Origin of the sequence: Variovorax paradoxus, from assembly GCF_009498455.1 — a bacterium.
Lineage (GTDB): Bacteria > Pseudomonadota > Gammaproteobacteria > Burkholderiales > Burkholderiaceae_C > Variovorax > Variovorax paradoxus_H.
Genome location: NZ_CP045644.1, coordinates 884,301 through 900,136, shown reverse-complemented (window position 1 = coordinate 900,136; position 15,836 = coordinate 884,301). Strand labels below are relative to the sequence as shown.

Here is a 15,836-nt window from a genome sequence, read left to right as displayed (position 1 = left end):
TGATCGATTCGTCTATGGGCCCCTCATGCACTCGCGCCGCTTCCTCACATCCGCTCTCGTCTGCGCCTTGCCGCTCGCGCTGGTTGCCTGCGACGACAAGGCTCCGCCCGATCCGCGCACCCAGACACCGCTGGTGCGCGCCGCCACCGTCCAGGCGGCCGCGTCGGCATCGCGCTCGTTCACCGGCACCGTGGCCGCGCGGGTTCAAAGCGACCTGGGTTTTCGCGTCGCCGGAAAGGTGCTGGAGCGCTTCGTGGACGCGGGTCAGACGGTCAAGCGCGGGCAGTTGCTCATGCGCATCGACCCGGTCGACCTGAGGTTGGCGGCGCGTGCCCAGCAGGAGACTGTCAGCGCTGCGCGGGCGCGTGCGAAGCAGGCGAGCGACGAAGAAGCGCGCTACCGCGACCTGCGCGGCACCGGCGCCATTTCCGCCTCGGCGTACGACCAGGTCAAGGCGGCGGCGGATGCGGCCCAGGCCCAGCTCGGTGCGGCCGAAGCGCAGTCCGAGGTGGCGCGCAATTCCAATCGCTATTCGGAACTCACGGCCGATGCGGACGGCACGGTGCTCGAGACGCTGGCCGAGCCCGGCCAGGTCGTCAACGCCGGGCAGCCGGTGGTCCGCGTGGCGCAGGCCGGGCGCAGGGAGGCCGTGGTCCAGCTACCCGAAACGCTGCGCCCGGCCGTCGGGTCCGGCGGACAGGCCACGCTGTTCGGCAGGGAAGGTGTTGCGGTGGCCGTCAAGCTCAGGCAACTCTCCGATGCAGCCGACAAGCTCACGCGCACCTTCGAGGCGCGCTACGTGCTCGATGGCGAGCTCGCCAACGCGCCCCTGGGCGCCACGGTCACGGTTGACATCGCGGACGGCAAGTCCGCCAGGGCAGGGGGCGTCCAGGTGCCCATCGCAGCCCTGTTCGATACGGGCAAGGCGACGGGCGTCTGGGTCATCGGTGGCGATCCGTCGACGGTGCGCTGGCAGCCGGTGGTCGTCGAGCATCTGGACGACGACCGCGCCCGGATCACCGGCCCGCTCAAGCAGGGAGACCAGGTGGTCGCGCTCGGCGCGCACCTGCTGCGCGAAGGCGAGAAGGTGCGTGTCGCGACATCGGCCGCAACGCCAGCGGTGGGCGGAGCCCACCCATGAGCGAAGGCCGCTTCAACCTGTCGGCGCTGGCCGTCCGTGAGCGATCCATCACGTTGTTCCTGATCTGCCTGATCTCGCTGGCGGGGCTGGTCGCATTCTTAAAGCTGGGCCGCGCGGAAGATCCCGCCTTCACCGTCAAGGTGATGACCATCATCACGGCCTGGCCCGGCGCCACGGCGCAGGAGATGCAGGACCAGGTCGCCGAAAAGCTCGAGAAGCGCCTGCAGGAGCTGCGCTACTACGACCGCGCAGAGACCTACACGCGACCCGGCCTGGCATTCACGACCCTGACGCTGCTCGACAGCACGCCGCCGGCATTGGTGCAGGAACAGTTCTATCAGGCGCGCAAGAAGCTCGGCGATGAGACGGGCAGTCTGCCGGCTGGCGTGATCGGGCCGATGATCAACGACGAGTACGCGGACGTCACCTTCGCCCTGTTCGCGCTCAAGGCCAAGGGAGAACCGCAGCGCGTGCTGGTGCGCGACGCCGAGACGCTGCGCCAGCGACTGCTGCATGTGCCGGGCGTGAAGAAGGTCAACATCGCCGGAGAGCAGTCCGAGCGCATCTACGTCGAGTTCGCGCACGACCGGCTGGCCACCTTGGGCATCGGGCCGCAGGACGTGTTCGCCGCGCTCAACAGCCAGAACGCGTTGAGCCCGGCCGGGTCCGTGGAAACCAAGGGCCCGCAGGTCTTCATCCGGCTGGACGGCGCGTTCGACACGCTGCAGAAGATCCGCGACACGCCCGTGGTCGCGCAGGGCCGCACCTTGAAGCTGTCGGATGTGGCTACCATCAAGCGCGGCTACGAGGACCCGGCCACCTTCATGATCCGCAACGGTGGCGAGCCGGCACTGCTGATCGGCGTGGTCATGCGGGAGGGATGGAACGGGCTCGACCTGGGCAAGGCCCTGGACGTGGAAGCCCGTGCCATCAACGCCGAACTGCCCCTGGGCCTGAGCCTGACCAAGGTCACCGACCAGTCGGTGAACATTGCCGCTTCGGTCGACGAGTTCATGGTCAAGTTCTTCGCGGCCTTGCTGGTCGTCATGCTGGTGAGCTTCCTGAGCATGGGCTGGCGTGCGGGGCTCGTGGTGGCCGCCGCAGTGCCGCTGACGCTGGCCGTGGTCTTCGTGGTGATGGCCGCGACCGGCAAGAACTTCGACCGCATCACGCTCGGCTCATTGATCCTCGCGCTGGGCTTGCTGGTGGACGACGCCATCATCGCCATCGAGATGATGGTCGTGAAGATCGAGGAGGGCTACAGCCATGTGGCCGCGTCGGCCTACGCATGGAGCCACACCGCGGCGCCGATGCTCTCGGGCACGCTGGTCACCGCCGTCGGTTTCATGCCCAACGGCTTCGCGCCATCGACAGCGGGCGAGTACACCAGCAACATGTTCTGGATCGTCGGCATCGCGCTGATCGCATCCTGGGTGGTCGCCGTGGTGTTCACGCCTTACCTGGGCGTGAAGCTGCTGCCGAACTTCAAGAAGATCGAAGGTGGCCATGCCGCGATCTACGGCACGCCGCGCTACAACCGGCTGCGTCATGTGCTGGCGCGTGTCATCGCGCGCAAGTGGTGGGTGGCGGGCGCCGTCGTCGCACTCTTTGTGGTGTCGATCCTCGGTATGGGTGTGGTCAAGAAGCAGTTTTTCCCGATCTCCGACCGCCCTGAGGTCCTGGTCGAAGTGCAGATGCCCTACGGCACGTCGATCACGCAGACCAGCGACGCGACGGCCAAGGTCGAGGCCTGGCTCTCCACGCAGCCGGAGGCCCAGATCGTCACGGCCTACATCGGACAGGGCGCGCCCCGCTTCTACTTCGCGATGGGGCCTGAACTGCCCGATCCGTCGTTCGCCAAGATCGTGGTGCGCACGGCCAGCCAGGAGGAGCGTGAGGCCCTGAAGCACCGGTTGCGCCAGGCCATTGCCGATGGCCTTGCGTCCGGGGCGCGGGTGCGCGTGACCCAGCTCGTGTTCGGGCCGTACTCGCCGTTCCCCGTGGCCTACCGTGTCTCCGGGCCCGATGCGAACGAACTGCGAAGGATTGCGGCAGAGGTGCGGCAGGTGATGGACGCCAGCCCGATGATGCGCACCGTCAGCACCGACTGGGGCACCCGCACGCCCACGCTGCACTTCACCCTGAAACAGGACCGCCTGCAGGCCGTGGGGCTGAGCTCCAGCGCCGTGGCGCAGCAACTGCAATTTCTCCTGAGCGGCGTGCCTGTGACGACCGTGCGCGAGGACATCCGCACCGTGCAGGTGGTGGCCCGTTCGGCCGGCAGCACCCGGCTCGATCCCGCGAAGCTCGTGGACTTCACGCTCGCCGGTGCGGGCGGCCAGCGCATTCCGCTGTCGCAGGTCGGCGAGGTCGAAGTGCGCATGGAAGAACCGGTCATGCGGCGACGTGACCGCATGCCCACGATCACGGTGCAGGGCGACATCGCCGACGGGCTGCAGCCGCCCGACGTATCGACAGCGATCACTGCGCAATTGCAGCCCCTGATGCAGAAGCTGCCGGCTGGCTACCGCATCGTCCAGGCGGGCTCCATCGAGGAGTCGGAGAAGGCGACCGCGGCGATGCTGCCGTTGTTCCCCATCATGCTGGCGATCACGCTGCTCATCATCATCTTTCAGGTGCGCTCGATCTCCGCGATGGTCATGGTGTTCCTCACGAGTCCGCTCGGGCTGATCGGCGTGGTGCCGACCTTGCTGCTGTTCCAGCAGCCCTTCGGCATCAATGCGCTCGTGGGGCTTGTCGCGCTGTCGGGCATCCTGATGCGCAACACACTGATCCTGCTCGGTCAGATCCACCACAACCAGCAGGAGGGGCTCGATCCGTTCCATGCGGTTGTCGAGGCGACCGTGCAGCGCGCCCGGCCTGTGATCCTGACGGCGCTGGCGGCGATCCTCGCGTTCATTCCGCTGACGCATTCGGTGTTCTGGGGCGCATTGGCGTACACGCTGATCGGCGGCACCTTCGCGGGAACGATCCTGACGCTGGTGTTCCTGCCGGCGATGTACGCGATCTGGTTCCGGATCAAACCCGGCAATGCGACCCAGGCCGCGCACTGATGCGCTTCATCACCATTCATCAAGATCGAAGGAGCCAGTCATGTCGAGTTCATCAGTCGTTGTCGTGACGGGCGCGTCCTCCGGCATCGGACGCGCCGCCGCGGAAATTTTCGTGGCGCGAGGCTGCCGCGTGTTCGGCACCGTGCGCGACCTGCGCAAGGCACCTTCGCTGCCCGGTGTCGAATTCGTCGAGATGGACGTCCGGGACGAAGGCTCGGTTCAGCGGGGCATCGCATCCGTCATCGACCGTGCCACGCGCATCGACGTGCTGGTCAACAACGCGGGGATGATGATGATCGGTGCGGCCGAGGAAACCGCGACAGCGGAGGCCGCGGAATTGTTCGACACCAACGTCTTCGGCATGCTGCGCGTGACGCGCGCGGTGCTCGCCCACATGCGTGAGAAACGCCGTGGGCGCATCGTCAACGTGAGTTCCGTGCTCGGTGTGCTTCCGGCGCCGTACATGGGCCTGTATGCGGCCAGCAAGCATGCGGTGGAGGGGCTGTCGGAGTCGCTGGATCACGAAGTGCGCCAGTTCGGCATTCGCGCCACGCTGGTGCAGCCGGCCTTCACCCGGACCCACCTCGATGCCAATGCGCCCCGTGTCAAGGCGCGGATCGCGGGCTATGACCGCGAGCGCGACCTGGTGTCGCTTTCCGTGGCCGACAGCGTGAGCAGTGCGCCCGAGCCGCACGGCGTGGCGAGCACCATCGTCGAGGCGGCGCTCGGCCCCTGGCGCATGCGTTGCACGCCGCCGGGGGAGGCGTCGTTGCTGACGAAATTGCGCCGCTTCATGCCGGCAGGACCGGTGGATGCGAGCCTGAGAAAAAAGCTGGGACTCGCCTGAGCACCTGTCCGAGATGCTCGCACCAGCATCGCCCTGACCAACAAGAAGGAGAACATCGTGGACAGCCTGGATCTCCTGCGCACATTCAGCGAGGTCGCCACTTCGGGGAGCTTCTCCCGCACGGCCAAGCATCTTTCGCTGTCCAAGGGCACCGTCAGCAAATACATCGCGGCCCTCGAGAGCCGCTTCGGTGTCAGATTGCTGAACCGGACCAGCCATGCCGTCAGCCTGACCGACGCCGGCGCCTTGCTGCTCGAAAGAAGCAGGCCCATGCTCGAACTGGCCGACGTTACGCAAGCCGAGCTCCAGGATCGCGCGCGGATTCCCAGCGGGCGCGTGCGCATCTCGGCGCCTTACGGCATGGAGCTGACGGAACTGCCGGCACTGATCAACGCCTTTCTTGGCCACTATCCGGAGGTCAGCATCAGTCTCGTGCTCACGAACCGCATGGTCGATCTTGCGGAGGAGGGCATCGACATCGCGCTTCGCTTCGGCGTCTTGGCCAACAAGAACCTGATCGTTCGAAAACTGGTGTCGATGCAGCTCACTGTCTGCGCGGCGCCTGCCTACTGGCGCACGCATGGTGTGCCTGCCCATCCGGGCGAGCTTGCGCATCACATCGCGCTGTTCAGCAGCCATCTGAATCCGCTGCCCAAGTGGCGTTTCGAAGTCGACGGTCAGCCGCTCGAGGTCGCCGTCCGTGGACCGTTGGACGCGACGGAAGCCAGCCCGCTGATCCAGGCGGCCCTGCTTGGCGCAGGCGTCGTCTACCTGCCCTCGGTGATGCTCGAGCCCTACGTCGAGAGCGGGCGCCTGGTGCCCGTGCTGTCGCAGTTCGTTCGCAGCGACATGTGGCTGTCCGCCGTGTACCTGGAGCGCCGGCACAGTACGGCGGTGCACCGCGCACTGCTGGATTTTCTGGCAAGCCGGTTGAAGCCTTCAGGGTCGAAGATCAACATCGACTCGGCCGGAGGCGTCGCATCGAGATGAAAGATCGGCGCTCGTTGGTATCGACCGTTCCGAACTCTCCTGTGAACACGGCTTGCGACTTCGCCTCTTTTCCAGGATCTTTGAAATGTCTGGCGCTCTCTTTCTTCATGCCCGGTAAAGTACCAAGCAGTTTTTCGAACTCTATTTGCCTGCTTTGAACGCCATCAACTTCGACCACTCCCTCTTCGACGCTGCCATCGTCGACCTCGACGGCACCATGGTCGACACGCTCGGCGACTTTGCCGAGGCCCTGAACCGCATGCTGCGCGACCTCGACCTGCCGCCGGTGCAGCCCGCCGCCATCGAACGCATGGTGGGCAAGGGCTCGGAGCACCTGATCCTGTCGGCGCTGGCGCATGTGGGGGCGCCGGCCCCGGCGGCGCTTTTCGATCGCGCGTGGGAGCGCTACCAGCACCACTATCTGGAGATCAACGGCCGCCATTCGGCCGCGTACCCCGGTGTGGTCGAAGGCCTGAAGGCGCTGCGCGCGCGCGGGCTGCGGCTGGCCTGCCTCACGAACAAGCCGACGGCTTTCGCCAAGCCGCTGCTGGCCGCGAAGGGGCTCGACGGCTTCTTCGAGCAGGTGTTCGGCGGCGATGCCTTCGAGCGCAAGAAGCCCGATCCGCTGCCGCTGCTGAAGACCTGCGAAGCGCTGGGCACGGTGCCGTCGCGCACGCTGATGGTCGGCGACTCGAGCAACGACGCGCGTGCGGCACGCGCCGCCGGCTGCCCCGTCGTGCTCGTGACCTACGGCTACAACCACGGCGAGCCGGTGCGCGGCGTGGATGCGGACGGGTTCGTGGATTCGCTGGCCGAGTTCGCGGCGGCCTGAGGGCTGCCTCTTTACTGCTTTCCGAGCAGCGCGTCCTTCAGCTTCCAGTCGGCCGGGTTCGGGCCGAGCCAGATGCGCATCAGCGCATTGAAGAACGCCACCTCCTTCACCGGATCGGGCTGCGGCACGCCGCGCACCGTGATCAGCGTGCCCGTGCCGGGCAGCCAGTCGATGGTGAAGGTGTCGCCCGCCTTGAGCTGCTTCTGGTCCGCGAACATCTGGCCCATGCGCAGCAGGCCGGGGATCAGATTGACCATCTCGCTCTTGGGCGAGTTGTCTTCCACGCCCTTCACGAACAGCTTGCCGAGCTCGTTGGCGTCGATGTCGCGCAGCATCGTGATCGCCACGCGCTTGGGGCCCGGCACGGCCAGCGCCTCTTCGGGGGTCGAGGCCTTCTTGCCCAGGTACAGGCCGGCCGTGTAGACCTTGATGATGGTCTTGTAGCGGATGCCTGCGCCATTGAGCTGCAGCGGGGCGCCGCGCAAGTCCATCTGGTCTTCGAGCTTGATGCCGGCCACGTCGACCTGCGCCGCGAAGGCGCCACCGCAGAGCGCGGCGGAAAGAAAAACGAGCGCCGCGAGGCGGGAGAACACGGCCGGGAGCGGGAGGGCGAACAAGTGAGTCTCCTTGAATTTGCGAACGGTCGTGCGAATGTATCTTTTTGTTTTATCGCGCAGGGCCCGGGGGAACCCTGAAGCCAGCCGTTGCACAAGGCGCCGTTTTCGTGGGCTAAACTCGGCGCTCCATGTTCGTTCATCACATCATTCAAACAGGTGAAGGCAGCCGGGGAGCCTGGCCCTGGCGTCGCCATACATCGCTGACTGTTTGATTGCACGGCGCACGCCGTGCGCCCGCGGCGCCGGATCGATCCCCTCGACTCCGGGCCACCAGTGAATGACCTTGCCACCGACCGAAGGAGCGTCGGCCGGCAACTGGAGAACGATCCGTGATCACCGAACTTGAATTCAAGAGCCTCAGCGCCCAGGGCTACAACCGCATCCCGCTGATGGCCGAGGCCTTTGCCGACCTCGAAACCCCTCTTTCCCTTTACCTGAAACTCGCCCACTCGCAGGGCGGCGGCAAGCACAGCTTCCTGCTCGAATCGGTCGTCGGCGGCGAGCGCTTCGGGCGCTACAGCTTCATCGGATTGCCCGCGCGTACGCTGCTGCGTGCTTCGGGCTTCGGCGCAGAGGCCGTCACCGAAGTGGTGACCGACGGCCAGGTCGTCGAGACCGCCAAGGGCAATCCGCTGGACTTCGTGGCCGACTACCAGAAGCGATTCAAGGTTGCGCTGCGGCCCGGCCTGCCGCGCTTCTGTGGCGGCCTGGCCGGCTACTTCGGCTACGACACCGTGCGCCACATCGAGCGCAAGCTCGAAAAAAGCTGCCCGCCCGACACGCTGGGCTGCCCCGACATCCTGCTGCTGCAGTGCGAAGAACTCGCGGTCATCGACAACCTGTCGGGCAAGCTCTACCTCATCGTCTACGCCGACCCGAAGCAGCCCGAGGCCTATGCCGTGGGCAAGCGCCGCCTGCGCGAGCTGAAGGACAAGCTCAAGTACTCGGTGAGCGCGCCCGTCGTGAAGCCCACGCAGGCGCATCCGCCCGAGCGCAGCTTTGCCAAGGCCGACTACATCGCCGCTGTCGAGCGCGCGAAAGAGATGATCGCCGCCGGCGACTTCATGCAGGTGCAGGTGGGCCAGCGCATCAGCAAGCGCTACACCGAGTCGCCGCTGTCGCTGTACCGCGCGCTGCGTTCGCTGAACCCGTCGCCCTACATGTACTACTACAACCTGGGCGACTTTCACGTGGTGGGCGCCTCGCCCGAGATCCTGGTGCGCCAGGAGAACACCGGCGACGGCGAGCAGAAGATCACCATCCGCCCGCTGGCCGGCACGCGCCCGCGCGGTGCCTCGCTCGAGCTCGACAAGGCGGCCGAGGTGGAACTCATCAACGATCCGAAGGAACGCGCCGAGCACGTGATGCTGATCGACTTGGCGCGCAACGACATCGGCCGCATCGCCAAGACCGGCACCGTGAAGGTGACCGAGGCCTTCGCGGTGGAACGCTACAGCCACGTGATGCACATCGTGAGCAACGTCGAAGGCACGCTGAAGGACGGCATGACCGCCATCGACGTGCTCAAGGCCACGTTCCCCGCCGGCACGCTGACCGGCGCGCCGAAGGTGCATGCGATGGAACTGATCGACCAGCTCGAGCCCACCAAGCGCGGGCTCTACGGCGGCGCCTGCGGCTACATCAGCTATGCCGGCGATATGGACGTGGCGATCGCGATCCGCACCGGCATCGTGAAGGACCAGATGCTGCACGTGCAGGCCGCAGCCGGCGTCGTGGCCGACTCGGTGCCCGAGCTGGAGTGGAAAGAAACAGAAGCCAAGGCGCGCGCACTGTTGCGTGCCGCCGAACTGGTCGAGGAAGGCCTGGAATGAGCAACGCACCGGACATTCAGAACGATTTCTCGCACGAGATCATCGGCGCCGCCGTCGAGGTGCAGCGCGTGCTCGGAACGGGGCTCGATGAAGGGGCTTACGCCGCGGCGCTGGCCATCGAACTCGCCGAACGCGAGATCGGCTTCACGCGCGACGTGGTGCTGTCGGCCACCTACAAGGGCCGTTCGCTCGGCGAGGTGTACCGCGCAGGCTTCGTGATCGAGCAGTCGGTCATCGTCGAACTCAAGGCGGTCGATGTGCTGACCGATTTGCACCGTGCGCAGGTGCTGGCCGCATTGCGCCTGTCGGGCCTCAAGCTGGGCCTTCTCATCAACTTCAACGTGTTCCCTGTCGTGAAGGGCGTGCACCGGATTGTGAGCAAGCCATGAAACTGCTGATGATCGACAACTACGATTCGTTCACCTACAACATCGTCCAGTACTTCGGCGAGCTGGGCGCGGACGTGCAGGTGCATCGCAACGACGAGATCACCATTGAGCAGCTCGGCGAGCTGATCGCTTCGGGCGTGACGCGGCTGGTGGTATCACCCGGGCCGTGTTCGCCGGCCGAGGCGGGGGTGTCGGTGGCGGCCATCGAGGCCTTCGCGGGCAAGCTGCCCATCCTGGGCGTGTGCCTCGGTCACCAGGCCATCGGCGCGGCCTTCGGCGGCAAGATCGTGCGGGCGCAGCAGCTCATGCACGGCAAGACCAGCGAGATCACGACCACGCAAGAAGGCGTGTTCGCGGGGCTGCCCGAGAAGTTCATCGTCAACCGCTACCACTCGCTCTCGATCGAGCGCGAGAGCTGCCCGAAGGCGCTGGCTGTCACCGCCTGGACCGACGACGGCGAGATCATGGGCGTGCGGCACACCGGCTTCACGCACGACGTGCGCATCGAAGGTGTGCAGTTCCATCCCGAATCGATCCTCACCGAGCACGGCCACGCCATGCTCAAGAACTTCCTGGACTGATCCCCATGACCGACCGCTCTTCCCTTGTCGACCTGCGCAGCGACACCGTCACGCAGCCCACGCCCGCGATGCGCGAAGCCATGGCGGCCGCGCCGCTGGGCGACGACGTCTTCAGCGCCGACCCGAGCGTGAACGCGCTGCAGGAGAAGATCGCCGCGCTGCTGGGCTTCGAGGCGGCGCTCTTCGTGCCCACGGGCACGCAGAGCAACCTGTGCGCGATCCTGTCGCACTGCGGCCGTGGCGACGAGTACATCGTCGGCCAGCAGGCGCATGCCTATCGCTGGGAAGGCGGCGGCGCTGCGGTGTTCGGCAGCGTGCAGCCGCAGCCGCTGGACCATGCGCCCGACGGCACGCTGCCGCTCGCGCAGATCGAGGCGGCCATCAAGCCCGACGACGCCCACTTTGCGCGCACGAAGCTGCTGGCGCTGGAGAACACGCTGGGCGGCAAGCTGCTGCCGTTCGACTACGTGCAGGCCGCGACCGATCTGGCCAAGCGCAAGGGACTGCAGCGGCACCTCGATGGCGCGCGGCTCTTCAATGCGGCCACCGCGCAGGCGGCGCTGAACCAGCGAACCGATATCCGCGCCGAAGCCCGCCGCATCGCGCAGTGCTTCGACAGCGTGTCGGTGTGCTTCAGCAAGGGCCTGGGCGCACCGATCGGCTCGGCACTGGTCGGCTCGCGTGACTTCATCGCGCGCGCGCACCGCATCCGCAAGATGGCGGGCGGCGGCATGCGGCAGGCGGGGTTGCTGGCTGCAGCCGCGTCGCATGCGCTCGATCACCACATCGACCGCCTCGCCGACGACCATGCGCTGGCGCAACGGCTCGCACAGGGGCTCGAAGGCATTGAAGGCCTGACCGTCGAGGCGCCGCACACGAACATCGTGTTCGTCGATCTCACGGGCGCGGCGCAGGCGCGTTCTTCGGAGCTGCTCGCCAGCCTCAACCAGCAGGGCATCCTTGCGACCGGGCTGTATCGCCTGCGCTTCGTGACGCACCTGGATGTCGATGCCGCGGGCGTCGACCGCGCTGTCGCGGCGATCCGCGGCTTCTTCAAGGCCTGAGGCCTGGCTACACGCACACACCGAGGAGACTCTTCATGATCACCCCCCAGGAAGCGCTGCAGCGCACCATCGAACACCGCGAAGTCTTCCACGACGAGATGCTGCACATCGTGCGACTCATCATGAGCGGCGAGTGTTCGCCCGTGATGATGGCCGCGCTGATCACCGGCCTGCGCGTCAAGAAGGAAACCATCGGCGAGATCACCGCCGCGGCAGAGGTGATGCGCGAGGTGTCGACCAAGGTGCCCGTGGCCGACACCACGAACCTCGTGGACATCGTCGGCACCGGCGGCGACGGCTCGCACACCTTCAACATCTCGACCTGCTCGATGTTCGTGGCGGCCGCGGCCGGCGCCAAGGTCAGCAAGCACGGCGGGCGCAGCGTGTCGAGCAAGTCGGGCAGTGCCGACGTGCTGGAGTCGCTGGGCGTTAACATCAACCTCAAGCCCGAGCAGATCGCGCAGTGCATCGCGCAGGTCGGCATCGGCTTCATGTTTGCGCCGAACCACCATCCCGCGATGAAGAACGTCGCGCCGGTGCGCAAGGAACTCGGCATCAAGACGATCTTCAACATCCTCGGCCCGCTGACCAACCCGGCCGGCGCACCGAACATCCTGATGGGCGTGTTCCACCCCGACCTCGTGGGCATCCAGGTGCGCGCGCTGCAACGCCTCGGCGCAGAGCATGCGCTGGTGGTCTACGGCCGCGACGGCATGGACGAGATCTCGCTGGGCGCCGCCACCATGATCGGCGAGCTCAAGGACGGCGAAATCCGCGAGTACGAGTTGCACCCGGAAGACTTCGGCTTCCAGATGGCGAGCAACCGTTCGCTGCGCGTCGAGACGCCCGAGCAGTCGAAGACCATGCTGATCGGCGTGCTGGACAACCAGGCCGGCCCGGCGCTGGATATCGTGCTCCTCAATGCAGGCGCGGCGCTGTACGCAGCCAACGTGGTCGACTCGGTGCCGGCGGGCGTGGAGCGCTCGCGCCAGGCCATCGCGTCCGGTGCGGCGAAGGCCAAGCTCGCAGAGCTGGTCAAGGCCTCCACTTCCTTCTGAGAATCAGGCCGTCGTGCCATCGAAAGCAGAGCAAGCCATGTCAGACATTCTCGACAAGATCGTCGCCGTCAAACGCCAGGAAGTCGCCGCTGCGCTGAAGCGCGCCTCGCTCGAAGCCGTGCGCTTCGACGCCGAGAGCCGCGTGCTCACGCGCGACTTCGAAGCCGCCTTGCGCGCCAAGATCGCGGCCGGCCAGGCGGCGGTGATCGCCGAAGTCAAGAAGGCCAGCCCGAGCAAGGGCGTGCTGCGCGAAGACTTCATTCCGGCCGACATCGCGCAAAGCTATGCCGAGGGCGACGGCGTGGTCAGCGCGGCCTGCCTCTCAGTGCTGACCGACAAGCAGTTCTTCCAAGGCGGCGTCGACTACCTCAAGCAGGCGCGCGCCTCGTGCGACCTGCCCGTGCTGCGCAAGGACTTCATCATCGACGCCTACCAGGTGTACGAGTCGCGCGCGATGGGCGCCGACGCGATCCTGCTGATCGCCGCCTGCCTCGACGACGCGCAGATGAAGGACTACGAAGCCATCGCGCGTGGATTGGGCATGGCGGTGCTGGTCGAGGTGCACGACGCGGCCGAGTTGGAGCGCGCGCTGAAGCTCAAGACGGCGCTCATCGGCGTGAACAACCGCAACCTGCGCAACTTCGAGGTGTCGATCCAGGCGACGATCGATTTGTTGCCCAGGCTGCCGGCGGACCGTCTACCGGTGACCGAGTCGGGCATTGCCACGCGCGAGGACGTCGCCACGCTGCGCGCCGCGGGCGTCAACGCCTTCCTGGTCGGCGAAGCGTTCATGCGCGCCAAGGAACCCGGCGAGGCCCTCGCTGCGTTGTTCAAATGACCCGGCCGGATCAGCTGTCGAGCAGCGATCCTGCCGACTGGCCGGTGGCGACGGGCTGGCAGCCGCTGGTCGACGATTTCTTTGCGGGCGCAGTCGGCCAGAAGCTGCAGGGTTTTCTGCGCGAGCGGCTCGACGCCGGGGCGGTGATCTTTCCGCCGCAGCCGTTGCGGGCGCTGGAACTCACGCCGCCGGAAGACGTGCGGGTCGTGATCCTGGGCCAGGACCCGTACCACGGGCGAGGGCAGGCCGAAGGGCTGGCCTTCTCGGTAGCGTCGGGCGTGGCCCTGCCGCCGTCGCTGCGCAACATCTTCAAGGAACTCCAGCGCGACCTGGGCACGCCGCCGCCGGCATTTCCGAACCCGGGCGGCAGTCTCGTGAAGTGGGCGACGCACGGCGTGCTGCTGCTCAACACCTGTCTCACGGTTGAAGAAGCCCAGCCGGCCAGCCATGCAGGCCGCGGTTGGGAGGTGCTCACCGACGCCGTGATTCGCCACGTGGCGCAGGGCGAACGGCCTGTTGTTTTTATGCTATGGGGCTCGCACGCGCAAAGTAAGCGCGCGTTGATTGACGTAGAGCGCCATAAGGTACTGATGTCGAATCATCCCTCGCCGCTTTCTGCGCTCCGGCCGCCCGTCCCGTTCATCGGCTGCGGTCATTTTGGCCAAGCCCGTGCATGGCGCGAGGCGCAGCAGCCAGGAGGCTCCGAACTTCGCTCATAATCGGGGGCTACACACCTCGAGCAGGTTTCCAAGCTTCATCTTTTGCTGGGAATCCTGTGTAGTCACAAAATCGTGCTATATTTCGAGGTTCGCCGGAGAGGTGGCCGAGTGGTTAATGGCAGCAGACTGTAAATCTGCCCTCTTACGAGTACGCTGGTTCGAATCCAGCCCTCTCCACCAGCGATGAATTTGGTTTCTAAGAGCGATTGGATCTAGCGCTTTGGGTGCCTTGAAGTGCCCCCGATGCGGGAGTAGTTCAATGGTAGAACCCCAGCCTTCCAAGCTGATGACGCGGGTTCGATTCCCGTCTCCCGCTCCAGAGACCCGGTTCGGCGCCGGAAGCGATTTGGTTAGAACAAAAGCCCTTTTGGCTCAGTGGTAGAGCACTCCCTTGGTAAGGGAGAGGTCGCGGGTCCGATTCCCGCAAAGGGCACCAGTTTTCTGGGGTTGCAACGACAGGCTTGCGACCCATCTGCATGCGTTGAAATCGTTTTTTTCGGAGTCGAAAAATGGCAAAAGGTAAATTCACCCGCACCAAGCCGCACGTGAACGTGGGCACGATCGGTCACGTTGACCACGGCAAGACCACGCTGACGGCTGCGATCGCAACCGTTCTGTCGTCCAAGTTCGGCGGCGAAGCCAAGGCTTACGACCAGATCGACGCAGCGCCCGAAGAAAAGGCCCGCGGCATCACGATCAACACCGCGCACGTCGAGTACGAAACGGCCAACCGCCACTACGCACACGTCGACTGCCCCGGCCACGCCGACTACGTGAAGAACATGATCACGGGCGCCGCTCAGATGGACGGCGCCATCCTGGTGTGCTCGGCCGCTGACGGCCCGATGCCCCAGACCCGTGAACACATCCTGCTGGCTCGCCAGGTGGGCGTGGGCTACATCATCGTTTTCCTGAACAAGTGCGACATGGTCGACGACGCCGAGCTGCTCGAGCTGGTCGAAATGGAAGTGCGCGAGCTGCTCGACAAGTACGAGTTCCCTGGCGACGACACCCCCATCATCCACGGCTCGGCCAAGCTCGCCCTCGAAGGCGACAAGGGCAAGCTGGGCGAAGAAGCCATCCTGAAGCTGGCCGAAGCGCTGGACACGTACATCCCCACGCCTGAGCGCGCTGTGGACGGCACGTTCCTGATGCCCGTCGAAGACGTGTTCTCGATCTCGGGTCGCGGCACCGTGGTGACCGGCGCTGTCGAGCGCGGCGTGATCAAGGTCGGCGAAGAAATCGAAATCGTCGGCATCCGCCCGACCGTCAAGACCACCTGCACCGGCGTGGAAATGTTCCGCAAGCTGCTGGACCAAGGTCAGGCTGGCGACAACGTCGGCGTGCTGCTGCGCGGCACGAAGCGCGAAGAAGTCGAGCGCGGCCAAGTGCTGTGCAAGCCCGGCTCGATCAAGCCGCACGTGCATTTCACCGCCGAGGTGTATGTCCTGTCCAAGGACGAAGGCGGCCGTCACACGCCGTTCTTCAACAACTACCGTCCGCAGTTCTACTTCCGCACGACGGACGTGACCGGCGCGATCGAGCTGCCCGCGGACAAGGAAATGGTCATGCCCGGCGACAACGTCAGCATCACCGTCAAGCTGATCAACCCGATCGCGATGGAAGAAGGCCTGCGCTTCGCCATCCGTGAAGGCGGCCGTACCGTGGGTTCGGGCGTCGTGGCCAAGATCCTCGACATCTAAGCCAAGCGTAAAGAGTACCGGAGGGGTATAGCTCAATTGGCAGAGCGTCGGTCTCCAAAACCGAAGGTTGTAGGTTCGATTCCTACTGCCCCTGCCACCTAGGTGGCGCCCCGACAAGCCCATCGCGATCCGATGGGCTTCGGCGTCTCAA

Annotated in this window: 14 protein-coding genes and 4 tRNA genes; 17 read left to right on the top strand and 1 reads right to left on the bottom strand. The window is 65.9% G+C overall.

The window, feature by feature from the left end; translation table 11 throughout:
* The first annotated feature begins 25 nt into the window (after positions 1-25).
* The 5 genes from GFK26_RS04130 to gph all read left to right on the top strand — a co-directional run bounded on the left by GFK26_RS04130 (position 26) and on the right by gph (position 6,884).
* Entirely contained in the window at positions 26-1,141 is a 1,116-nt protein-coding gene (locus GFK26_RS04130) for an efflux RND transporter periplasmic adaptor subunit (protein WP_153280884.1), read from the top strand.
* Positions 1,138-4,215 (top strand): efflux RND transporter permease subunit, encoded by a 3,078-nt coding sequence (locus tag GFK26_RS04125; protein ID WP_153280883.1) that lies wholly within the window; start codon positions 1,138-1,140, stop codon positions 4,213-4,215. Before GFK26_RS04130 ends, GFK26_RS04125 begins: the two co-directional genes overlap by 4 nt.
* Positions 4,216-4,255: 40 nt before the next feature.
* Complete coding sequence (locus GFK26_RS04120) at positions 4,256-5,062, top strand: oxidoreductase (protein ID WP_153280882.1); 807 nt, start codon at positions 4,256-4,258, stop codon at positions 5,060-5,062.
* A 57-nt stretch (positions 5,063-5,119) separates the two neighbouring features.
* Complete coding sequence (locus GFK26_RS04115) at positions 5,120-6,052, top strand: LysR family transcriptional regulator (RefSeq protein WP_153280881.1); 933 nt, start codon at positions 5,120-5,122, stop codon at positions 6,050-6,052.
* A 217-nt stretch (positions 6,053-6,269) separates the two neighbouring features.
* Positions 6,270-6,884 carry a phosphoglycolate phosphatase gene (gph, locus tag GFK26_RS04110; protein ID WP_416222563.1) on the top strand — a complete coding sequence of 205 codons (615 nt, stop codon included), beginning with the start codon at positions 6,270-6,272 and terminating at the stop codon, positions 6,882-6,884.
* An 11-nt stretch (positions 6,885-6,895) separates the two neighbouring features.
* Here gph and GFK26_RS04105 read toward each other — a convergent pair whose 3' ends face one another.
* Positions 6,896-7,501 (bottom strand): chalcone isomerase family protein, encoded by a 606-nt coding sequence (locus GFK26_RS04105; protein ID WP_153280879.1) that lies wholly within the window; start codon positions 7,499-7,501, stop codon positions 6,896-6,898.
* A gap of 329 nt (positions 7,502-7,830) precedes the next feature.
* Between GFK26_RS04105 and trpE the strand changes: the two genes are divergently transcribed.
* The 12 genes from trpE (at position 7,831) to GFK26_RS04045 (ending at position 15,782) form a co-directional block, all read left to right on the top strand.
* Positions 7,831-9,333: an anthranilate synthase component I gene (trpE, locus tag GFK26_RS04100; protein ID WP_153280878.1), complete on the top strand. Its 1,503-nt coding sequence runs from the start codon at positions 7,831-7,833 to the stop codon at positions 9,331-9,333.
* Positions 9,330-9,722 (top strand): GxxExxY protein, encoded by a 393-nt coding sequence (locus tag GFK26_RS04095; protein WP_153280877.1) that lies wholly within the window; start codon positions 9,330-9,332, stop codon positions 9,720-9,722. Before trpE ends, GFK26_RS04095 begins: the two co-directional genes overlap by 4 nt.
* Positions 9,719-10,303, top strand: a complete 585-nt coding sequence (locus GFK26_RS04090; RefSeq protein ID WP_153280876.1) for an aminodeoxychorismate/anthranilate synthase component II — start codon at positions 9,719-9,721, stop codon at positions 10,301-10,303. The genes GFK26_RS04095 and GFK26_RS04090 overlap by 4 nt, the downstream gene beginning before the upstream one ends.
* Positions 10,304-10,308: 5 nt before the next feature.
* Positions 10,309-11,367 (top strand): low-specificity L-threonine aldolase, encoded by a 1,059-nt coding sequence (gene ltaE / locus GFK26_RS04085; RefSeq protein WP_153280875.1) that lies wholly within the window; start codon positions 10,309-10,311, stop codon positions 11,365-11,367.
* Between the two features lie 35 nt (positions 11,368-11,402).
* On the top strand, positions 11,403-12,425 hold the full coding sequence (trpD, locus tag GFK26_RS04080; protein ID WP_153280874.1) for an anthranilate phosphoribosyltransferase: 1,023 nt from the start codon (positions 11,403-11,405) through the stop codon (positions 12,423-12,425).
* Between the two features lie 37 nt (positions 12,426-12,462).
* Positions 12,463-13,263 carry an indole-3-glycerol phosphate synthase TrpC gene (gene trpC, locus GFK26_RS04075; RefSeq protein ID WP_153280873.1) on the top strand — a complete coding sequence of 267 codons (801 nt, stop codon included), beginning with the start codon at positions 12,463-12,465 and terminating at the stop codon, positions 13,261-13,263.
* On the top strand, positions 13,260-13,982 hold the full coding sequence (locus GFK26_RS04070; protein WP_153280872.1) for a uracil-DNA glycosylase: 723 nt from the start codon (positions 13,260-13,262) through the stop codon (positions 13,980-13,982). The genes trpC and GFK26_RS04070 overlap by 4 nt, the downstream gene beginning before the upstream one ends.
* Positions 13,983-14,076: 94 nt before the next feature.
* Positions 14,077-14,162, top strand: a tRNA-Tyr gene (locus tag GFK26_RS04065).
* Positions 14,163-14,227: 65 nt separating this feature from the next.
* A tRNA-Gly gene (locus GFK26_RS04060) sits at positions 14,228-14,301 on the top strand.
* Positions 14,302-14,343: 42 nt separating this feature from the next.
* Positions 14,344-14,418, top strand: a tRNA-Thr gene (locus tag GFK26_RS04055).
* 73 nt (positions 14,419-14,491) lie between these two features.
* Positions 14,492-15,685, top strand: a complete 1,194-nt coding sequence (gene tuf, locus GFK26_RS04050; RefSeq protein ID WP_099793527.1) for an elongation factor Tu — start codon at positions 14,492-14,494, stop codon at positions 15,683-15,685.
* 21 nt (positions 15,686-15,706) lie between these two features.
* Positions 15,707-15,782: transfer RNA gene (locus tag GFK26_RS04045), tRNA-Trp, on the top strand.
* Positions 15,783-15,836: the final 54 nt, after the last annotated feature.